This is a genomic window from Bacillus sp. URHA0034 (assembly GCF_056280405.1).
Map to the genome: position 1 here is coordinate 1,607,262 of NZ_JBWCDK010000002.1, position 15,530 is coordinate 1,622,791.

The window sequence follows — 15,530 nt, forward strand, 5'->3', positions numbered from 1 at the left end:
GTCACCCCTTTTCTCCATTCATCTCTATTGCGACCGCATGAGCAATACATGGAATCGAATCTTTTTGCTGAAAGCTCAGCGGGGACAATAATGCTCCTGTAGCGACGACTAATATTCGTTTATATGTCCCCTTTTTCATTTCATTTAGTAAATGTCCATATAATACAGTTGCCGAACATCCGGCTCCGCTGCCCCCAGCCATTACCGGCTGGTCTTCCTTATACATCAATAAACCACAATCCTGAAATTGTCCTTGTTTCAAATTCAATCCACTTTTACTCAACAATTCACCGGTTGTATTATGACCTATTCTCCCTAGATCCCCAGTCACAATTAAATCATAATAAGATGGATCTAATTTGAGGTCTCGAAAGTGAGCGATAATAGTATCCGCTGCTGCAGGCGCCATCGCTCCGCCCATATTAAAAGGGTCAGATAAACCCATATCAATGACCTTTCCAATCGTTGCCGATGTTGTTACCGGGTTATCCTGACCTGGCTTATTCGTCTCCACTAGAGCTACTCCTGCACCGGTTATTGTCCATTGTGCAGTAGGTGGTTTCTGCCCGCCATATTCGGTAGGGTAACGGAACTGCTTTTCAACAGCGGAATTATGGCTGGATGCCCCAGTTAAAACATAGTTTGCCCCCTGGTAATTAACCACAAAGGATGAGAGTGCTAATCCCTCCATGGATGTGGAGCAGGCACCAAACAAACCAAAGTAGGGAATCTGCATCGTCCTTGCAGCGAAGCTTGTCGGGGTTATTTGATTAATTAAATCACCGGCAAATAAAAACTGAACCTGTTCTTTTTCGATTTCCCCTTTTTTCAGCGCTACTTTAATCGCTTCTTCAAGCAATAACCGGTGAGCTTTTTCGTAAGATTCTTGTCCCATCCATAAATCGTCATACAGCAGGTCAAAGTCGCTTGAAAGGTTACCGTTTGCTTCAAACGGTCCCCCTGTTACACCTGTTGCTGTAATCATTGGCCGATTGTCAAAAACCCATGACTGCTGCCCCTTTAACAATTACAAAACCCCCCACATCACAAGTAGCGTCTTAATTAATGCAACAACAAACGCCGAAAATACTCCGAATAAAATAACAGAACCTGCAAGTTTAAACATATTCCCGCCTACACCTAGTACAAACCCTTCAGTCCGGTGCTCAATGGCTGCTGAGATTACAGAATTCCCGAAACCAGTTACCGGCACCGCACTACCTGCACCGGCAAATTGACCAATGTGATCATACACACCAAAGCCTGTTAACAGCATCGAGAAAAAGACCATCGTTGCAACGGTGGGATTTCCTACGTTCTGCTCGGTGAAGTTAAAATAATATATGTAAAAATAACTGACAGCTTGGCCAATCAGGCAAATTAGCCCACCAACTAAAAATGCCTTAATACAATTTTTTAAAACTGGACGCTTCAGTTCATGCTTTTGTTGAAGTGTTTGATAGTTTTTCTGCTGAGGGGTCATTTTTTTCTGCTTGCTGGCCATTCCGATACATCCTTTCTTACTTCATATCTTCCGTCATCTTTACAATTTCCTCTAAACGTTTTTCAGCCTTAGAATGAGATAACTTTCCAGATTTCATTTTTTCATTCAGTCTGACCGATTCCAGGAAAATCTTATAATCGCTGGATACCGTAAAGTTTTCCTTTGGATGTTTTTTTTCTAACGTCTTATTTAGATTCTTCTCGATTGTCTTCATCTTAAATCTGTGCATATGCTTTACCTTATAGACGACTAATGTATCCTTATCACCTTTGACGACCGCTACGTCATAAAGCTCCGGTAAAGAACTTACATCTCTTTTGATATCCTCTACCCGATCGACATTCTTCTTCCGCTCAGTACTAAGCGGGGTCGGATTTGTCGTTTTCATTAACGCCATTTGGCTTTCTTTAACCGGCCGATCTTGTGTACATGCTGTCAAGAATAACAAACTCATCGATACAATCATTTGATAGGCAGCTTTCATTTTGTTCACTTTCCTTGTCTCGTTAAGTCATTGAATACTACTTTAGTTTTTTCGATAATGAGTAAAATTATGACTGAATACCTTAATAGTAATAAATAAAAAAACTGCCAGAATTACCAGCAGTTTACCATTACTTTGAAGTTTTTTTACTGCATCCGCAGCCTTGATTCTTTTTAGAAGTTGTCGACTTACGATCGGATTGCTGCATTTTTTTACTTTGCTTATTATTGTCCATTCCTGATTCCTCCTTATCATGGTGTATTACTAATTAGAATATGTGCATGTAATCAAACTTGTCTCCACGAAAAGATTATTTTCCAATAATATATTGGACAAATAATTCCAACAGAGAAGCAAATCCGGCCACTGCGAGAATCAAGATAATGGGTCCAGAAAAATCTGGACAGAGATAGTGGAAACCGACGATAAAGGCAGCTGACCACACTCCTGTACACCAATAACAGCTAAGTATTTCACCTATAAACTTCTTAACCCCTTTTTTCTTTGGAAGATAATAAATTTCTACTTCCCCTTCATGTTCCTCCCTTATTTCATCAAAAAAGGGTTCGCGAATAAACTCAAATATACGATCGAAAACCAGCAATCTCGTCAGCCGAAAGCTTGCCAGTGATAATAAAAGCAACGTTAAAAAGGTTATATTCATACAGGAAGCTTTCCTTTCTGAAGTTAGATAGGTAAGGAACAGCCTAATTTCTTGACCGCTTCCCAAAAGTGCTCGGTTCTTGGTACGTATTCCACACTTATATATATGCAGTATGCCTACCTTGGTTCACAAGAAAAGCGTAAGTACCCTGGCCAACGCGAAGGCGTCTCACCGCTAGAGTACTGGAACTGGAAAATTTTCAAAAAAAAAGAAGGTGTCCCAAAAGTATAACTTTTAGGGGCACCTTCTTCTTGTACAATAAATTAGTCTGTTGATCTCCGCTCCAATCAACAGAGTGTGCAAAAATTATTCATCATCTCAACCTTTTGGGTCAGCCTCTTTGACTTATTAAAGAATATGGTACCCAGAGTCAACATGGATGTTTTCGCCGGTTATTCCGCGAGAAAAATCACTGAATAAGAATACTGCCGTGTCACCGACTTCTTCTGGAGTAGTCGTTCTCCGTAATGGTGCTTTTGCTTCAATCTCACTTAAAATCGAATTGAATTCTCCGATTGCCTTTGCTGATAAAGTCCGGATTGGGCCAGCAGAAATAGAATTCACACGAATGCCGTCCTTTCCTAAATCAGATGCCAGATAGCGGACACTAGCATCCAAGGAGGCTTTCGCAACACCCATAACATTATAGTTTGGAATCGCGCGCTCTCCACCTAGGTAGGTTAAAGTTACGATACTGCCCCCTTCTGTCATTAGTGGACGTGCTTCTTTAGCAACAGCTGTCAACGAATAGGAACTAATATTTTGAGCCAGCAGGAAGCCATCTCTGGATGTTTGTACAAATTCACCCTTTAAATCCTCAGTTTTAGCGAATGCAATACAGTGTGCAACCCCATGAATGGTACCTGCAGCTTCTTTGATCTCAGCAAAACAGGCAGCAATTGCTTCATCACTAGTTACATCACAAGGAAGTACCATAGTTCCCTCTGCTTCTAGAGAGTTGGCTAAATCACGAACACTGCTTTCAATTCTTTCTCCGGCATATGTAAATATTAATCGTGCTCCGGCATTGTGAAGCGAACGGGCAATTCCCCAAGCGATACTGCGTTTATTGGCTACACCCATAACAACAAAAGTTTTTCCAGAAAGATTCATATTAAAATAGTCCTCCTACTATAATTACATGATATTAGTACTTGGTACTAATTTTACACTAATTCACTATAAATGAAAAGGTTCGGTTACTATTCTTTCCAAAACTCTTTAGCATGTCTCACAAAATTGCAATTCCCGTTTCAATTCAGCTACATACTCCTTTGACCCAGTGACAATTAAACGATCATCTAGTTCCAATTCTGTATCACCATGTGGAACAATAGAATCCTTTCCTCTAAAAATCCGAACAAAGATTACATCACCTGTAAACGGAAATTGCCGCAAAGGCATGCCACTAAAACGGGCGTTTAACATCCTGATTTCATATAGACCCGTCTCTTGATTCGTCAAGATTTTCATAACTGTTGGAGATTCGATTAAAGCGCGGAGCAGTGTTTTCGTCGACATAAACGAAGAGAACACTTCTATATTTTCAGCACGAAGGGTTTGTTCCAGCTCTATGCTCTCAATACGGGCTATGACCCTGGAAACTCCTTTTTCCTTAGCTTCAATTGACAAACTTGCATTTAAATTCTCATCCCCTGTAGAAACGACCACAATATCTGATTGAAAAACATTTGTTTTGGCAATAGACTCGCTCGAATAATCCATGATTTCTACTATTTCAAAGAGTGAATCAGCAATTTGTTTATCTGACTTTTCCATTATCGTATGATAAAGAATCGGATCATACAGGCCTGACTTTAATTCTTGCGATAACGATAGCGTTACCTGGTTTGCCCCTAAAAATGCCACACTAACCTTTTTACTGGCTGCCGCCTCCATAGGGAAAAGTTTTTTGAAAACAATCGGTGTAAAAATGGATGTTATCACAGCAACCAAGATTAAGGTACCACTCATTTGTGGGGTAATGACTTCCATCCTTTCCCCAATGGTTGCCGCAGCAATCACGAGTGAAAGGGTAGAGGTAAGCAAAAAGCCCGAGGATAGAACCGTTTTGGTATCATACCAAATTTTTAATAAATAAACTGGCACAAGCTTTGATAACAGCAGCCCAATTAATAAAAGCGGTATGAGTAACAGGAGCATCTTTTCACTAAAAAGTGACCAAACATCTAGATTAACTCCGATCATAACGAAAAAAATAGGGATTAAAAAGCCATAGCCAAAGGAATCCAGCTTATGGACCAGTTCTTGGTTCGGGGATAGTAATGAAACTAAAACACCGGCTAAAAAGGCCCCCAGGATATTCTCCGCACCGACTGTCTCCGATAACCCCACCAATACAATAATCAGCGTAAAAACCGCCCTTGTGCCAATTTGCACAGTTCCTGTCGATAATGTTTCAATAAAGGTACGCGTTTTAAATTTCTTACCAATAAGATATAGAACAATACCAGCTCCAAATAAAATCAAGAGCAGCCATGTATTTCCATGTCCAGCCTCATATATGGAAACAAAAACAGCTAATAAAATCATGGTCACTAAATCGGCTAATACCGCAACAAGCAAGATAATTTGCCCGATGACCGTTTTCATCAAATGAGCCTCTTTTAAGGTAGGCACTACCACTCCTAGAGAAATGGTAGAGATAATTAAGGTCATCAAAAAGGCATTATCAATAAATCCTGCTAAAACAAATAAATAGGACAGAATTAAGGAAAATATAAAGATTCCCGCAAAAATCGCGGTTGCTGCAACAAAGGTATTGGGCTCCTTTTTTCCATTCGTAAGTACTTCCCGTTTTTTGCTGCCGCTGAAAGCTGTAAAATCAATTTCCAGTCCGCTTAAAAACATAAGGAAAATGAAGCCAAGTGTCGAAAGAGTGGACAGCCAAACATCCTGGTGGACAATATCAAAGCCGGTTTTCCCAATAATGAGACCCATAATAATTTCAGCAACGACTACGGGGATAAAATTCAATTTAAATCGATGCAGGATAATCGGCGTTAAAAATGCGGTTGTCACCACAACAAGCAGGGAAAGAACAGAAACGTGTTGTTCCATTATGTTTACCACCTTTCAAACCTAGTTTTCTTTCTTAATAAAAGGAAATGATTAAACTAAAAATAAATACGAATTAAAAGGGGGCAATGCTATGAAAATTGATATAATCGGTGACATTCATGGTTGTTTTGACGAATTTAAAGAATTAACTTCACAGCTCGGGTACAGTTGGGACACAGGCTTACCAGTTCATCACGACGGTAGGATTCTTGGCTTTGTTGGCGACTTAACCGACAGAGGTCCAAGGTCTCTTCAGGTTATTGACATCATCTGGCAGCTTGTAGTAAAACAGCAAAACGCCCATTACACACCAGGTAATCATTGCAATAAGCTGTATCGCTATTTTCTCGGCAATAAAGTACAGGTAACGCACGGACTTGAAACAACAGTGGCAGAATATGAATCATTATATAAAAAAGATCAGCAATCCATTCGAAAAAAATTTATTGAGCTGTATGAAAAAGCCCCGCTTTATTTAGTATTAGACAATGGAAAACTTGTTATAGCCCATGCCGGGATTAAAAAGGAATATATCGGTCAAACACATGGAAAAGTAAAAGAATTTGTCCTTTATGGTGATATTACTGGTAAAAAGAATCCGGATGGAACCCCAGTTAGATTGGATTGGGCAAAAAATTATCATGGCGATGCCTGTATTGTTTATGGTCATACTCCGGTCAAAGAGCCGCGTATTATTAATAACACGTATAACATTGATACAGGAGCTGTGTTTGGCGGTAAATTAACGGCATTACGTTATCCAGAAATGGAAATAGTATCTGTTCCTTCTACTATGCCATATATTGAGGAAAAATTTAAACAATTTGATTAGAAAGCTCCAGTACCTTGAACCGGCGCTGGAGCAGGACAATTCTCAAAGCCAGTTTAAGAGGCTGATTGCTATTCAAGCAGATCAGCCTCTAACATACGATTCATATCCTCCGGCGGTAAGGCCGCAAAGGATATTTCCTTTTTAAAAATAGGGTGAAGGAAATGAATTTTTTTACAGTGAAGGGCTTGCCGTTTGATTAAAGAAGTATCTCCCCCATATAAATCATCACCAAGCAGTGGATGTCCTAAGAAGGACATATGAACTCTTATCTGATGTGTCCGTCCGGTTTCAAGTCCTAGCTCGATATGAGTATATGTAGAATACCTCTTTATTACCCGATAATGGGTACAAGCATATTGACCATCAGCCCGTACTTCCCGTTCAATAATGCTATCCTGTTTGCGGCCTATTGGTTGGATGATCGTACCATTGTCAGCTGCAAGCATACCACCTGCAAAAGCTTCATATATCCTTTTCACCAAACCCTTTTGCTGCATTTTGCTAAATAAATGATGAACATGGCGGTGCTTAGCAATTAATACAATCCCCGACGTATCACGGTCTAATCGTGTGACGATATGAGAAGTTGCCTGAATCCCTGCTCGCTGGTAATATCCTACAAGTGCATTTGCAAGACTGCCATTCGGGTGTTCACGGGATGGTATCGTGCTCATCATCGCGGGTTTATTTACTACAAGAATAAACTCATCTTCATACAAAATGGTTAACGGGAGATCCTCCCCCCTTACTCCCTCACTTGGAGTTTCAGCAGGAAAAATCACGGTCAAAGAATCACCCTCGATTAACCTATATCGAACATTTACTTCCTCATTATTAACAAGAATACAGCCGCCCTTAAATTTAATATCTGTCAATGCAATTCGCGAAATTTCCTCTTTTTTTAGATATTCCTTAATTGATAACCCTGAATTGGGCTTTTCAATAATCCAGTTCAATTTAAATCGTGTCTCCATCAACTAGGTCCTCCGGCTTAATCAGAGATAAATGAATCATGGACCCTTTTCCAAAATGGAAACGGTCTGAAACGGGCAAAACGGATCTTTTCCTCGGGTACCCTATATTGAATTGATTTTACATCCTTATGGAGTAATGTCAGATGATCAATGGTTATCTGAAAATCAGATTTTTTAACTGGCTTAAGCATACAGGTATGGTGGGCTGGCAGAATCAGCGGTGAGCCAACGGTCCGAAACACCTTGTTATTAATGGAGGCCATTTCTGCGACTTGTAAGGCCGAAATAGATGGATGAATAATGGCCCCGCCTAGAGCTTTATTATAGGCTGTACTTCCTGAAGGAGTAGAGACACATAGGCCATCACCACGAAACCGTTCAAAATGTTGTCCACGAATTTCAACATCCATGACAAGGGTACCCTCAACACTTTTCACCGTTGATTCATTAAGCGCTAAGTAACGGGATTCTTTTCCGGCATGGGTGTAACGGATAATGACTTCAAGAAGCGGATACTCTACGACTTGGAAAGGAGTTTTCGCAATAGCGATGACCAGCTTTTCAATTTCATCCGGTATCCAATCTGCGTAAAATCCAAGGTGCCCAGTATGTATTCCGACGAATGCTGTTTTACTTAAACGGCTGCTATAGCGGTGAAACGCATAAAGAAGTGTCCCATCACCGCCAATGGAAACAACAATATCAGGTTGGTCTTCATCGTATATAAGGTCAAAATCAAGTAAATAGGTCCTCATTTTATGCATTAAAATATTGGACTTTTGATCTCCTTTTGAAGTAATCGCAAATTTCATCTTATATTCTCCTTAAAATTGGGCTTTCAAAAGGAAAACAGGCTTAACGTTAGTTTTTTTCCTCTTGTGTCAATTCCTTTTTTCGAGTAAAAAATGCTTGTGCTTCTTGGATCTCACCCCGTATTAATGACATTTCCTCATCTAAACGAAATGCTGCCTCTGCTGCTCTTTGTAATCTCATTTTGATATCGGAAGGAAATACCCCTTTATATTTATAGTTAAGCGAATGTTCAATGGTGGCCCAGAAATTCATCGCCAACGTTCGTATTTGGATTTCAGCAAGGATTTTCTTTTCCCCATGAATAGTTTGGACGGGATATTGAATGACAACATGGTAGGAGCGGTATCCACTAGTTTTTTCATGAGAGATATAATCTCTTTCTTCAACAATTTCAAGATCATTGCGGTTTCTTAATAAATTAACCACGGTATGAATATCATCGACAAATTGACACATAATCCTCATGCCGGCAATATCCTGCATCTCCTCTTCTAAGCTTTCAAGCGGAATCCCTTTTTGATTCGCTTTATCGAGAATACTTGCGATTGGTTTGACTCGGCCTGTTACAAATTCAATCGGTGAGTGAGAAGAATCAAACTCGTATTGCCCTCTCATCCCTTTTAATTTTACTTTTAATTCTGATACTGCCTGTTTATATGGAGCTAAAAATTGATCCCAGTGCTTCATGGTTCCACCTCGAAAAAACAATATCGTTAGAAAATCGCAAACTTTTACTTTTTCGCCTTTTTAAAGCTAAACGGGTAAGAAAAATCCCTCAACCTTTGTTACCAATTCATCTCCATAGTTACTGTTACCTTTAATATTGTTTAGGATATATTCTAATTCTTCTTGAAAATTTATCAGTTCAATTTGTTCCTTATTGGAACTAAGTAGGACAGGTAGTTTTTGCTCATTTGCCGTTTTTAAATATGACCATAGATTTTCTGATAAAACAATATATGTATAGTCTTCTGGATCTTCCATAAGGTAAATAAAGGCACTATTATCCGAATCAACAAGTATTTGTTCCCCGGGAATTAACCCATTAATCGATTCATCGGTTTCTAAGATTAGCTTTGAATTGGTTAAAATTGCAATTTGAATAATTATTTTCTTCTTCATGACTAAACCTCCATCTTTCACCTTCCTATTTTAGCATAATCAGACCATTTCTCCCAAGGATTGCTTTTTATTAAAAGCTGCAAGAAGCGGAAACTAGACAGCAGCCAAAGTTCATCGGTATGATGAAATCATCTATCATGGCGAAAGGAAGACATCCGATGTCACAAAATATCGAAATTGAGTTTAAAAACCTGCTAACAAAAGCAGAATATGAAAGAATTTTAAAGGCGTTTAACATCACGGAAAATCAAATTTTTACGCAAGAGAACTTGTACTTCGATACAGTTGATTTTGAATTAAAAAAAAATAAAAGTGCATTAAGGATTCGAAAAAAAGGCACAGACTATGTTATGACCCTCAAACAGCCAAGGGAAATTGGGCTGCTTGAAACCAATCAAAAATTAACCAATGAGGAGGCATCTGCCGCTATTCATAATGGCAGCTTGCCAGGGGGACAAATAAAACAATTAGTTGAAGAAAATAACATCCCGTTTGCCAAGATTAAATATTTTGGTTCTCTGGTCACCAATCGGGCAGAGATTGTCTATGAGAATGGACTGCTCGTACTTGACTACAGTATTTATCTTCAACAGGAAGATTATGAAATGGAATATGAGGTTGAAGATTATCAAGAAGGCCTAAAAAATTTTCATGCCCTTCTGAATCGATTTAAGATTCCCGAACGTCAAACTGAAAATAAAGTCCGCCGCTTCTATAACCAAAAAATTAAACAATCTAAAACGAATTAGCGGCAGCCGATTCTTTATATAAAAGGTATGTCTCTTAAAAATCAGTCTTTTCAAGGCAATTCATTTGAGATATGAATAGGGCATTGTTAAAATATGAATACAATATAGAAGAAAGGAGTTGTCAACATGATTGATAAAAAGCTTACACCATTCGAAGTAATTGGTGAAGAATCACTGCACCGTCTTGTCGACACTTTCTATAGCCTTGTTGCACAACATCCTGACCTTGCGCCCATATTTCCAGATCAATTCTCAGAAATTGCCCGGAAACAAAAGCAATTTTTAACACAATATTTAGGAGGTCCTCCTCTCTATACAGAAGAACATGGTCATCCGATGATGCGAGCACGACATTTGCCATTTCCCGTGACACCAACCCGTGCAACGGCTTGGTTATCTTGTATGAAGAAAGCAATGGATCACATCGGACTAGAAGGGCCGGTAAGAGAAGAATTCTACGCGCGGCTATATCTTACGGCTCAACATATGATTAACACGCCTGATGATGGCGAGATTACGGGTGAAAATCGTGAATAATTCTTCATCCCCTGTCTCCAAGAATCATTTTAACGGTAATGAAAAAAGACCAATCGAAATCTATATGTTTATCGATCCGTTATGCCCCGAATGCTGGGCGTTAGAGCCGATTCTCAAAAAACTTAAAATTGAGTACGGCCGGTACTTTTCAATTAAACATGTACTAAGCGGACGATTAGCTAATTTAAATTTAAGTAAAAAGAAGAACTATGAGAATATCGCTCAAGTTTGGGAAAAAACAGCCAGCCGATCAGGAATGTCTTGTGATGGAACACTTTGGCTGGAGAATCCGATTGATAATCCTTACATTGTCTCCATTGCGATTAAGGCTGCTGAATTACAGGGAAGACGAGCTGGTTTACGGTTCTTTCGCAGTATTCAGGAAATGTTGTTTTTAGAAAAACAAAACCCATCAAACCTTGAGGTATTAAAGGAATGTGCTGATAGATCCGGACTTGATGTAGTGGAATTTATGAAGGATATTCATTCTGACAGCGCGGCCAAAGCCTTTCAATGTGATTTAAAAATCACTTCTGAAATGGATGTAAATGAAATTCCAACCCTCGTATTTTTTAATGAAAATATTGAGGATGAGGGGATCAAAATTACCGGTTCGTACCCCTATGAGGTATATGTACAAATACTAGAAGAGATGCTTTCAGAACGCCCTGAAAAATCTCCACCACCGCCACTAGAATCTTTTCTTAAATTTTTTAAGCTTGTTGCTTCTAAGGAGATTGCTGTTGTTTATAATATGTCAATTTCGCAAATCGAACGGGAAATGAAGAAGCTCTTGTTGAAACAGGTGGTTGAGCAAATACCCGCAAAATATGGTACATTTTGGCGATATATTGATGAATAAACAAATGTCCTAAACGAAATTGGCATTTGTTTTTTTATTGAAAAAGCTCCAACACCTTGATTAGGTGCTGGAGCTGAACAATTCTTAAAGACTTTACGATTATCAATATATTTTTACTGAAATGAAAATGCCCTGCAGCTTTCCAACTGCAAGGCATTTTTCTATTAATATGAACAAAGGGGATGGGAGAAATTTTTCACGGTCAAACAAAGGGGTATATGTTTGTTGTGATCAACTTCACGTATAAAATATACCATGCGAGATAAACATGTGACAATAAGTTTGTGCTATGTTTCACATAATTGTCAAAAAGTAATAAATTCACCTAATAGACATAGACTACTATAAGTATTTGAAAAGGTGGAGTTTACATGAGCAAATTACCTTTTTTCATTATGATTCTTTTTATTGTTATCGCTTTTTTTCTTAACCTCCTTGCATTGATTCACATTTTCCCGATGCTGCTGAGTTTTCCTATCATGTTTATATCCATTCTTATTTTTATTGTTTATTTAAATGATCGCAGACGGTTTAGAGGTTTTTAAAGGGATGGAGCCAAATGGCCCATCCCTTTTTAATTTAAGGCTCTGTTAAATTTGGCTGTTGATTTCCACTCCAGACGCTCGCTTTCCGCGGGCGTGCGCCTCCGCTATTCTTGTGCTAATAGTTTTTCTAATTCATTTAATTTTTCTTCAAATACCTTACATGCATCTTTAATTGGGGCCGCACTAGTCATATCCACTCCTGCTTTTTTAAGGACTTCAATTGGATAGTCAGAGCTTCCTGCACTAAGGAATTCTTCAATATACCGCTTCACAGCCGGTTCGCCTTCTTCTAGAATCTGTTTGCTTAATGCGGTGGCGGCACTAAATCCAGTTGCATATTGATAGACATAATAATTGTAATAAAAATGCGGAATTCTTGCCCATTCCAAACCGATTTCTTCATCGATAAAGATATCCTCTTCTCCGTAATACTTCTTATTTAATGCATAATAAGCTTCAGTTAAAGAATCGGCCGTCAATGCCTCATTATTTTGTGCCTTTTGATGAATTAAATGCTCAAATTCAGCGAACATAGTCTGACGGAACACGGTTCCCCTAAAGCCCTCTAAATAGTGATTCAATAAATAAATCCTTTTTTGTTCGTCATCAATGGTTTTTAATAAATAATCATTAAGCAGTGCCTCATTACAAGTTGAAGCTACCTCAGCCACAAATATTGAGTAATTCCCATATGCATACGGCTGATTTTTACGTGTATAGTAACTATGCACAGAGTGGCCAAATTCATGGGCAAGTGTAAATAAATTATTTACATTATCCTGCCAGTTCATCAAGATATATGGATGGGTGCCGTATGCCCCTGATGAATAGGCACCACTGCGTTTGCCTTTGTTTTCATGGACATCCACCCACCGGTTTTCGAATCCTTCTTTTAGGATGGTTGAATATTCTTCCCCTAATGGTGCAAGACCCTTGATGACTAAATCCTTTGCATCCTCATACTTGATTTCCATTTTTACATCCTTCACTAGCGGTGTATACAAATCATACATATGAAGCTCCTCAAGCCCCAGTACCTTCTTCCGTAGCTTAACATAGCGATGCAACAAGTGAAGATTCTCCGTTACGGTATCCACCAGGTTATCGTAAACACTCTCAGGTATGTTATTCGCTGATAATGCGGCATGTCTTGCGGAATCATATTTCCGGACTCTCGCATTAAAATTATCCTTTTTTACATTCCCGCTAAGAGTACTTGCAAAGGTATTTTTGAAAGCTCCATAAGTCTTATAAACCGCTTGAAAAGCGTCACGTCTAACACGCTGATCTGCACTTTCTAGGAAGCGGCTATATCGCCCATGCGTTACTTCAACCTCTTCTCCGTTTTCATCTTGAATCGTCGGGAATTCTATGTCCGCATTGTTCAACATCCCAAATGTATTACTAGAGGCATCCATTATTTCACTTGCCTCAGCCAATAACGCTTCCTGTTCTGCACTTAGCACATGCGGTCTTTGTAAATTGATTTCTTCCAGTGCATGTTCGTATAATTTTAATTCAGGCTGTTCATTTAAGAAATCATTTACCTTTCCCTCATCAATTGATAGAATCTCCGGGACAATAAATGCCAGCTGACTTGCGGCTTGAGAATAGAGATTTTTCATCCTATCATCTAAGCCTTGGTAAAAGGAGTTTGTTGTATCTTGGTCGTAGCGCATATGTGAATATGTATACAGCTTGCCGATCCGTTCTAACAATTTGTCTTGAAACTGCAATGCTTGATAGAGCGTTTCAGCACTTTCTCCTAATTTTCCTTCGTATTGCTTAATCTGAGAAATTTGATTCTTAATTTCTTGATACTCTTTTTCCCAATCTTGATCACTCGCAAAGATATCTTCTAATTTCCATGTATCCTCAACAGGAATTTCACTTCTTGCTGGCAGCTGTTTTACTTTTGTTTCATTTACCATTAATTTATCCTCCATTCATTTTACTTGGAAAAACTTACTATTAACTTATTCTCCTTTTTTGCTTTTTTTCCTTTAAAACCAATTAAAATGCCCTCCTACTATATTATGCCCAGATGGTGAATATTAGTATTAATTTCCTACGTCTAGGATCTCGCTAGCATTTTTCCATATTGAACTAAGAAAGCCCGTTTAGCTTCATCTCTTTCGCGATTTGAATGCGGAATTAAGATCTTCTTTTGTACTTCAAATATTGTGTCGTCCTTCCTTTTTAGATAGTTTAATTTCGCAAGAAGCTCTAGATATTCAATCATTGCCGAGAATGGATTTACATTTATTAGTTGGGGGTGGTTGCGAATGATAAGCTGTTTTTTATAGACTCTCTTTTGAAAGGAAGCATTAATTTCCTTTAGCGAGATGAGATCATGGGGATATTTGTTGGTTAAAACATCAACAAACAAATAGATTTGCCAAATAAACGGAGGTGTTTGAATAAGGATAGAATGGGCAACTGGCAGACCAATTTCAGGGGGGAGCAGAAAAAGATTTAACCCCTGGTTATAGACCTCCTGCAGAAATGGCCTGCTCTCTGAGTTAGGATGAAGCGCCCAGTTGAAGATATATCTTTCCATTTCTCTATTCCAGCTTTCTTGGGAAGGGGGATGATCATGATGGGGCTCAAGGACAGAATCTAGTTCGACGGTTTGAATTGGTAGTGATGATACATGTGCGAAAGAGTTTTTAATGGAAATGGGAGTAATCGACTTCACTATTTGAAAGTGTTGATGTTCGGGGGAATAGGCGGGTATATACAGACTCCCGGATGATGCAGTTCTTATAAAAGAATATTGGAAGTTTGACATTGAGATAAGATCCTTACGTTTCTGATGAATATGGCAGCTTGATAGGACCCAGAACGGTGTGTAACCATTCTTTAAATATGTGCTAGTTCTTTTCCTAAAAATTTTATCAGGTAATGATGAACATTGATATTCTAGTGCAAACCTTTGTCCTTTATATTTGAACATTATATCAGGACGTTGTTGGATATTTCGGTCATAATCTTCTAATATGGATGGTATATTTTGTTTAACCAGCCATTGGAAAAGCTGCCGCTTCCCTTCTAAATGTTCATATGTTTCATTTTCAAAAAATTCACGGCATTGGCTGCCTTGTTTATGGGCAAAATGAAAGATTCTTTGATCTCCCAGTTTTAACAAAACCGTTTCCCTGCAAATCGGACAAATGAATTCTTCCTTATTTCGTAATGACATTAATGTTTCTTTCCTATAATCAAACCCTAAGCAAATCTTTTTACCTGTTTTGGTTAATGCAGTTAACAAATCGTTCCCCTCCTTTTCTCTCTATCAATTCGACTATCCTCCTGTATATTCCTTTTAACTATAAAAAAACTCGTCGATTTTTCGACGAGTTT

General features: G+C 38.7%; 17 protein-coding genes. 5 read left to right on the forward strand and 12 right to left on the reverse strand.

Features of this window, described 5'->3' with window-relative positions; genetic code table 11:
- Nucleotide 1: 1 nt before the first annotated feature.
- The 6 genes from spoVAD to ACZ9EE_RS09670 form a co-directional block, all read right to left on the reverse strand.
- Nucleotides 2–1,027 (reverse strand): stage V sporulation protein AD, encoded by a 1,026-nt coding sequence (spoVAD, locus tag ACZ9EE_RS09645; RefSeq protein WP_476026538.1) that lies wholly within the window; start codon nucleotides 1,025–1,027, stop codon nucleotides 2–4.
- Nucleotides 1,028–1,504: a stage V sporulation protein AC gene (gene spoVAC / locus ACZ9EE_RS09650; protein WP_335498768.1), complete on the reverse strand. Its 477-nt coding sequence runs from the start codon at nucleotides 1,502–1,504 to the stop codon at nucleotides 1,028–1,030. It abuts the gene before it with no gap.
- 16 nt (nucleotides 1,505–1,520) lie between these two features.
- Nucleotides 1,521–1,988: a sporulation protein gene (locus tag ACZ9EE_RS09655; RefSeq protein ID WP_476032913.1), complete on the reverse strand. Its 468-nt coding sequence runs from the start codon at nucleotides 1,986–1,988 to the stop codon at nucleotides 1,521–1,523.
- A 310-nt stretch (nucleotides 1,989–2,298) separates the two neighbouring features.
- Nucleotides 2,299–2,652 (reverse strand): DUF1360 domain-containing protein, encoded by a 354-nt coding sequence (locus ACZ9EE_RS09660; protein WP_476026540.1) that lies wholly within the window; start codon nucleotides 2,650–2,652, stop codon nucleotides 2,299–2,301.
- 348 nt (nucleotides 2,653–3,000) lie between these two features.
- Nucleotides 3,001–3,765, reverse strand: a complete 765-nt coding sequence (fabI, locus tag ACZ9EE_RS09665) for an enoyl-ACP reductase FabI (RefSeq protein WP_476026542.1) — start codon at nucleotides 3,763–3,765, stop codon at nucleotides 3,001–3,003.
- Nucleotides 3,766–3,873: 108 nt separating this feature from the next.
- Complete coding sequence (locus ACZ9EE_RS09670; RefSeq protein WP_476026543.1) at nucleotides 3,874–5,733, reverse strand: monovalent cation:proton antiporter family protein; 1,860 nt, start codon at nucleotides 5,731–5,733, stop codon at nucleotides 3,874–3,876.
- Nucleotides 5,734–5,824: 91 nt separating this feature from the next.
- Between ACZ9EE_RS09670 and prpE the strand changes: the two genes are divergently transcribed.
- On the forward strand, nucleotides 5,825–6,565 hold the full coding sequence (gene prpE, locus ACZ9EE_RS09675) for a bis(5'-nucleosyl)-tetraphosphatase PrpE (protein ID WP_476026545.1): 741 nt from the start codon (nucleotides 5,825–5,827) through the stop codon (nucleotides 6,563–6,565).
- Nucleotides 6,566–6,633: 68 nt separating this feature from the next.
- Here prpE and ACZ9EE_RS09680 read toward each other — a convergent pair whose 3' ends face one another.
- The 4 genes from ACZ9EE_RS09680 to ACZ9EE_RS09695 form a co-directional block, all read right to left on the reverse strand.
- A complete protein-coding gene (locus ACZ9EE_RS09680) occupies nucleotides 6,634–7,539 on the reverse strand; it encodes an RluA family pseudouridine synthase (protein ID WP_476026547.1) in 906 nt (301 codons plus the stop codon).
- 17 nt (nucleotides 7,540–7,556) lie between these two features.
- A complete protein-coding gene (locus ACZ9EE_RS09685; protein ID WP_476026549.1) occupies nucleotides 7,557–8,351 on the reverse strand; it encodes an NAD kinase in 795 nt (264 codons plus the stop codon).
- Nucleotides 8,352–8,400: 49 nt separating this feature from the next.
- Entirely contained in the window at nucleotides 8,401–9,039 is a 639-nt protein-coding gene (gene yjbM / locus ACZ9EE_RS09690) for a GTP diphosphokinase (protein ID WP_235742793.1), read from the reverse strand.
- A gap of 66 nt (nucleotides 9,040–9,105) precedes the next feature.
- Nucleotides 9,106–9,474, reverse strand: a complete 369-nt coding sequence (locus tag ACZ9EE_RS09695) for a UPF0738 family protein (protein WP_476026551.1) — start codon at nucleotides 9,472–9,474, stop codon at nucleotides 9,106–9,108.
- A 158-nt stretch (nucleotides 9,475–9,632) separates the two neighbouring features.
- Between ACZ9EE_RS09695 and ACZ9EE_RS09700 the strand changes: the two genes are divergently transcribed.
- The 4 genes from ACZ9EE_RS09700 to ACZ9EE_RS09715 all read left to right on the forward strand — a co-directional run bounded on the left by ACZ9EE_RS09700 (nucleotide 9,633) and on the right by ACZ9EE_RS09715 (nucleotide 12,167).
- Entirely contained in the window at nucleotides 9,633–10,223 is a 591-nt protein-coding gene (locus tag ACZ9EE_RS09700; RefSeq protein WP_476032914.1) for a CYTH domain-containing protein, read from the forward strand.
- Between the two features lie 126 nt (nucleotides 10,224–10,349).
- Entirely contained in the window at nucleotides 10,350–10,760 is a 411-nt protein-coding gene (locus ACZ9EE_RS09705; RefSeq protein ID WP_476026553.1) for a globin domain-containing protein, read from the forward strand.
- Nucleotides 10,744–11,622 carry a ClpXP adapter SpxH family protein gene (locus tag ACZ9EE_RS09710; RefSeq protein ID WP_476026555.1) on the forward strand — a complete coding sequence of 293 codons (879 nt, stop codon included), beginning with the start codon at nucleotides 10,744–10,746 and terminating at the stop codon, nucleotides 11,620–11,622. Before ACZ9EE_RS09705 ends, ACZ9EE_RS09710 begins: the two co-directional genes overlap by 17 nt.
- Before the next feature lie 371 nt (nucleotides 11,623–11,993).
- Nucleotides 11,994–12,167, forward strand: a complete 174-nt coding sequence (locus ACZ9EE_RS09715; RefSeq protein ID WP_476026557.1) for a hypothetical protein — start codon at nucleotides 11,994–11,996, stop codon at nucleotides 12,165–12,167.
- A gap of 104 nt (nucleotides 12,168–12,271) precedes the next feature.
- Here the strand turns inward: ACZ9EE_RS09715 and pepF are convergent, their stop codons facing one another.
- Nucleotides 12,272–14,098 carry an oligoendopeptidase F gene (gene pepF, locus ACZ9EE_RS09720; RefSeq protein WP_476026559.1) on the reverse strand — a complete coding sequence of 609 codons (1,827 nt, stop codon included), beginning with the start codon at nucleotides 14,096–14,098 and terminating at the stop codon, nucleotides 12,272–12,274.
- 143 nt (nucleotides 14,099–14,241) lie between these two features.
- Nucleotides 14,242–15,438 (reverse strand): competence protein CoiA, encoded by a 1,197-nt coding sequence (locus ACZ9EE_RS09725; RefSeq protein ID WP_476026561.1) that lies wholly within the window; start codon nucleotides 15,436–15,438, stop codon nucleotides 14,242–14,244.
- Between the last annotated feature and the right edge of the window lie 92 nt (nucleotides 15,439–15,530).

Excerpts from the sequence above, each read along its gene's own strand:
- spoVAC (WP_335498768.1), bottom strand. The coding sequence starts at position 1,504 with ATGGCCAGCAAGCAGAAAAAAATGACCCCTCAGCAGAAAAACTATCAA.
- ACZ9EE_RS09655 (WP_476032913.1), bottom strand. The coding sequence starts at position 1,988 with ATGAAAGCTGCCTATCAAATGATTGTATCGATGAGTTTGTTATTCTTG.
- ACZ9EE_RS09660 (WP_476026540.1), bottom strand. The coding sequence starts at position 2,652 with ATGAATATAACCTTTTTAACGTTGCTTTTATTATCACTGGCAAGCTTT.
- fabI (WP_476026542.1), bottom strand. The coding sequence starts at position 3,765 with ATGAATCTTTCTGGAAAAACTTTTGTTGTTATGGGTGTAGCCAATAAA.
- ACZ9EE_RS09670 (WP_476026543.1), bottom strand. The coding sequence starts at position 5,733 with ATGGAACAACACGTTTCTGTTCTTTCCCTGCTTGTTGTGGTGACAACC.
- prpE (WP_476026545.1), top strand. The coding sequence starts at position 5,825 with ATGAAAATTGATATAATCGGTGACATTCATGGTTGTTTTGACGAATTT.
- ACZ9EE_RS09680 (WP_476026547.1), bottom strand. The coding sequence starts at position 7,539 with ATGGAGACACGATTTAAATTGAACTGGATTATTGAAAAGCCCAATTCA.
- ACZ9EE_RS09685 (WP_476026549.1), bottom strand. The coding sequence starts at position 8,351 with ATGAAATTTGCGATTACTTCAAAAGGAGATCAAAAGTCCAATATTTTA.
- yjbM (WP_235742793.1), bottom strand. The coding sequence starts at position 9,039 with ATGAAGCACTGGGATCAATTTTTAGCTCCATATAAACAGGCAGTATCA.
- ACZ9EE_RS09695 (WP_476026551.1), bottom strand. The coding sequence starts at position 9,474 with ATGAAGAAGAAAATAATTATTCAAATTGCAATTTTAACCAATTCAAAG.
- ACZ9EE_RS09700 (WP_476032914.1), top strand. The coding sequence starts at position 9,633 with ATGTCACAAAATATCGAAATTGAGTTTAAAAACCTGCTAACAAAAGCA.
- ACZ9EE_RS09705 (WP_476026553.1), top strand. The coding sequence starts at position 10,350 with ATGATTGATAAAAAGCTTACACCATTCGAAGTAATTGGTGAAGAATCA.
- ACZ9EE_RS09715 (WP_476026557.1), top strand. The coding sequence starts at position 11,994 with ATGAGCAAATTACCTTTTTTCATTATGATTCTTTTTATTGTTATCGCT.
- pepF (WP_476026559.1), bottom strand. The coding sequence starts at position 14,098 with ATGGTAAATGAAACAAAAGTAAAACAGCTGCCAGCAAGAAGTGAAATT.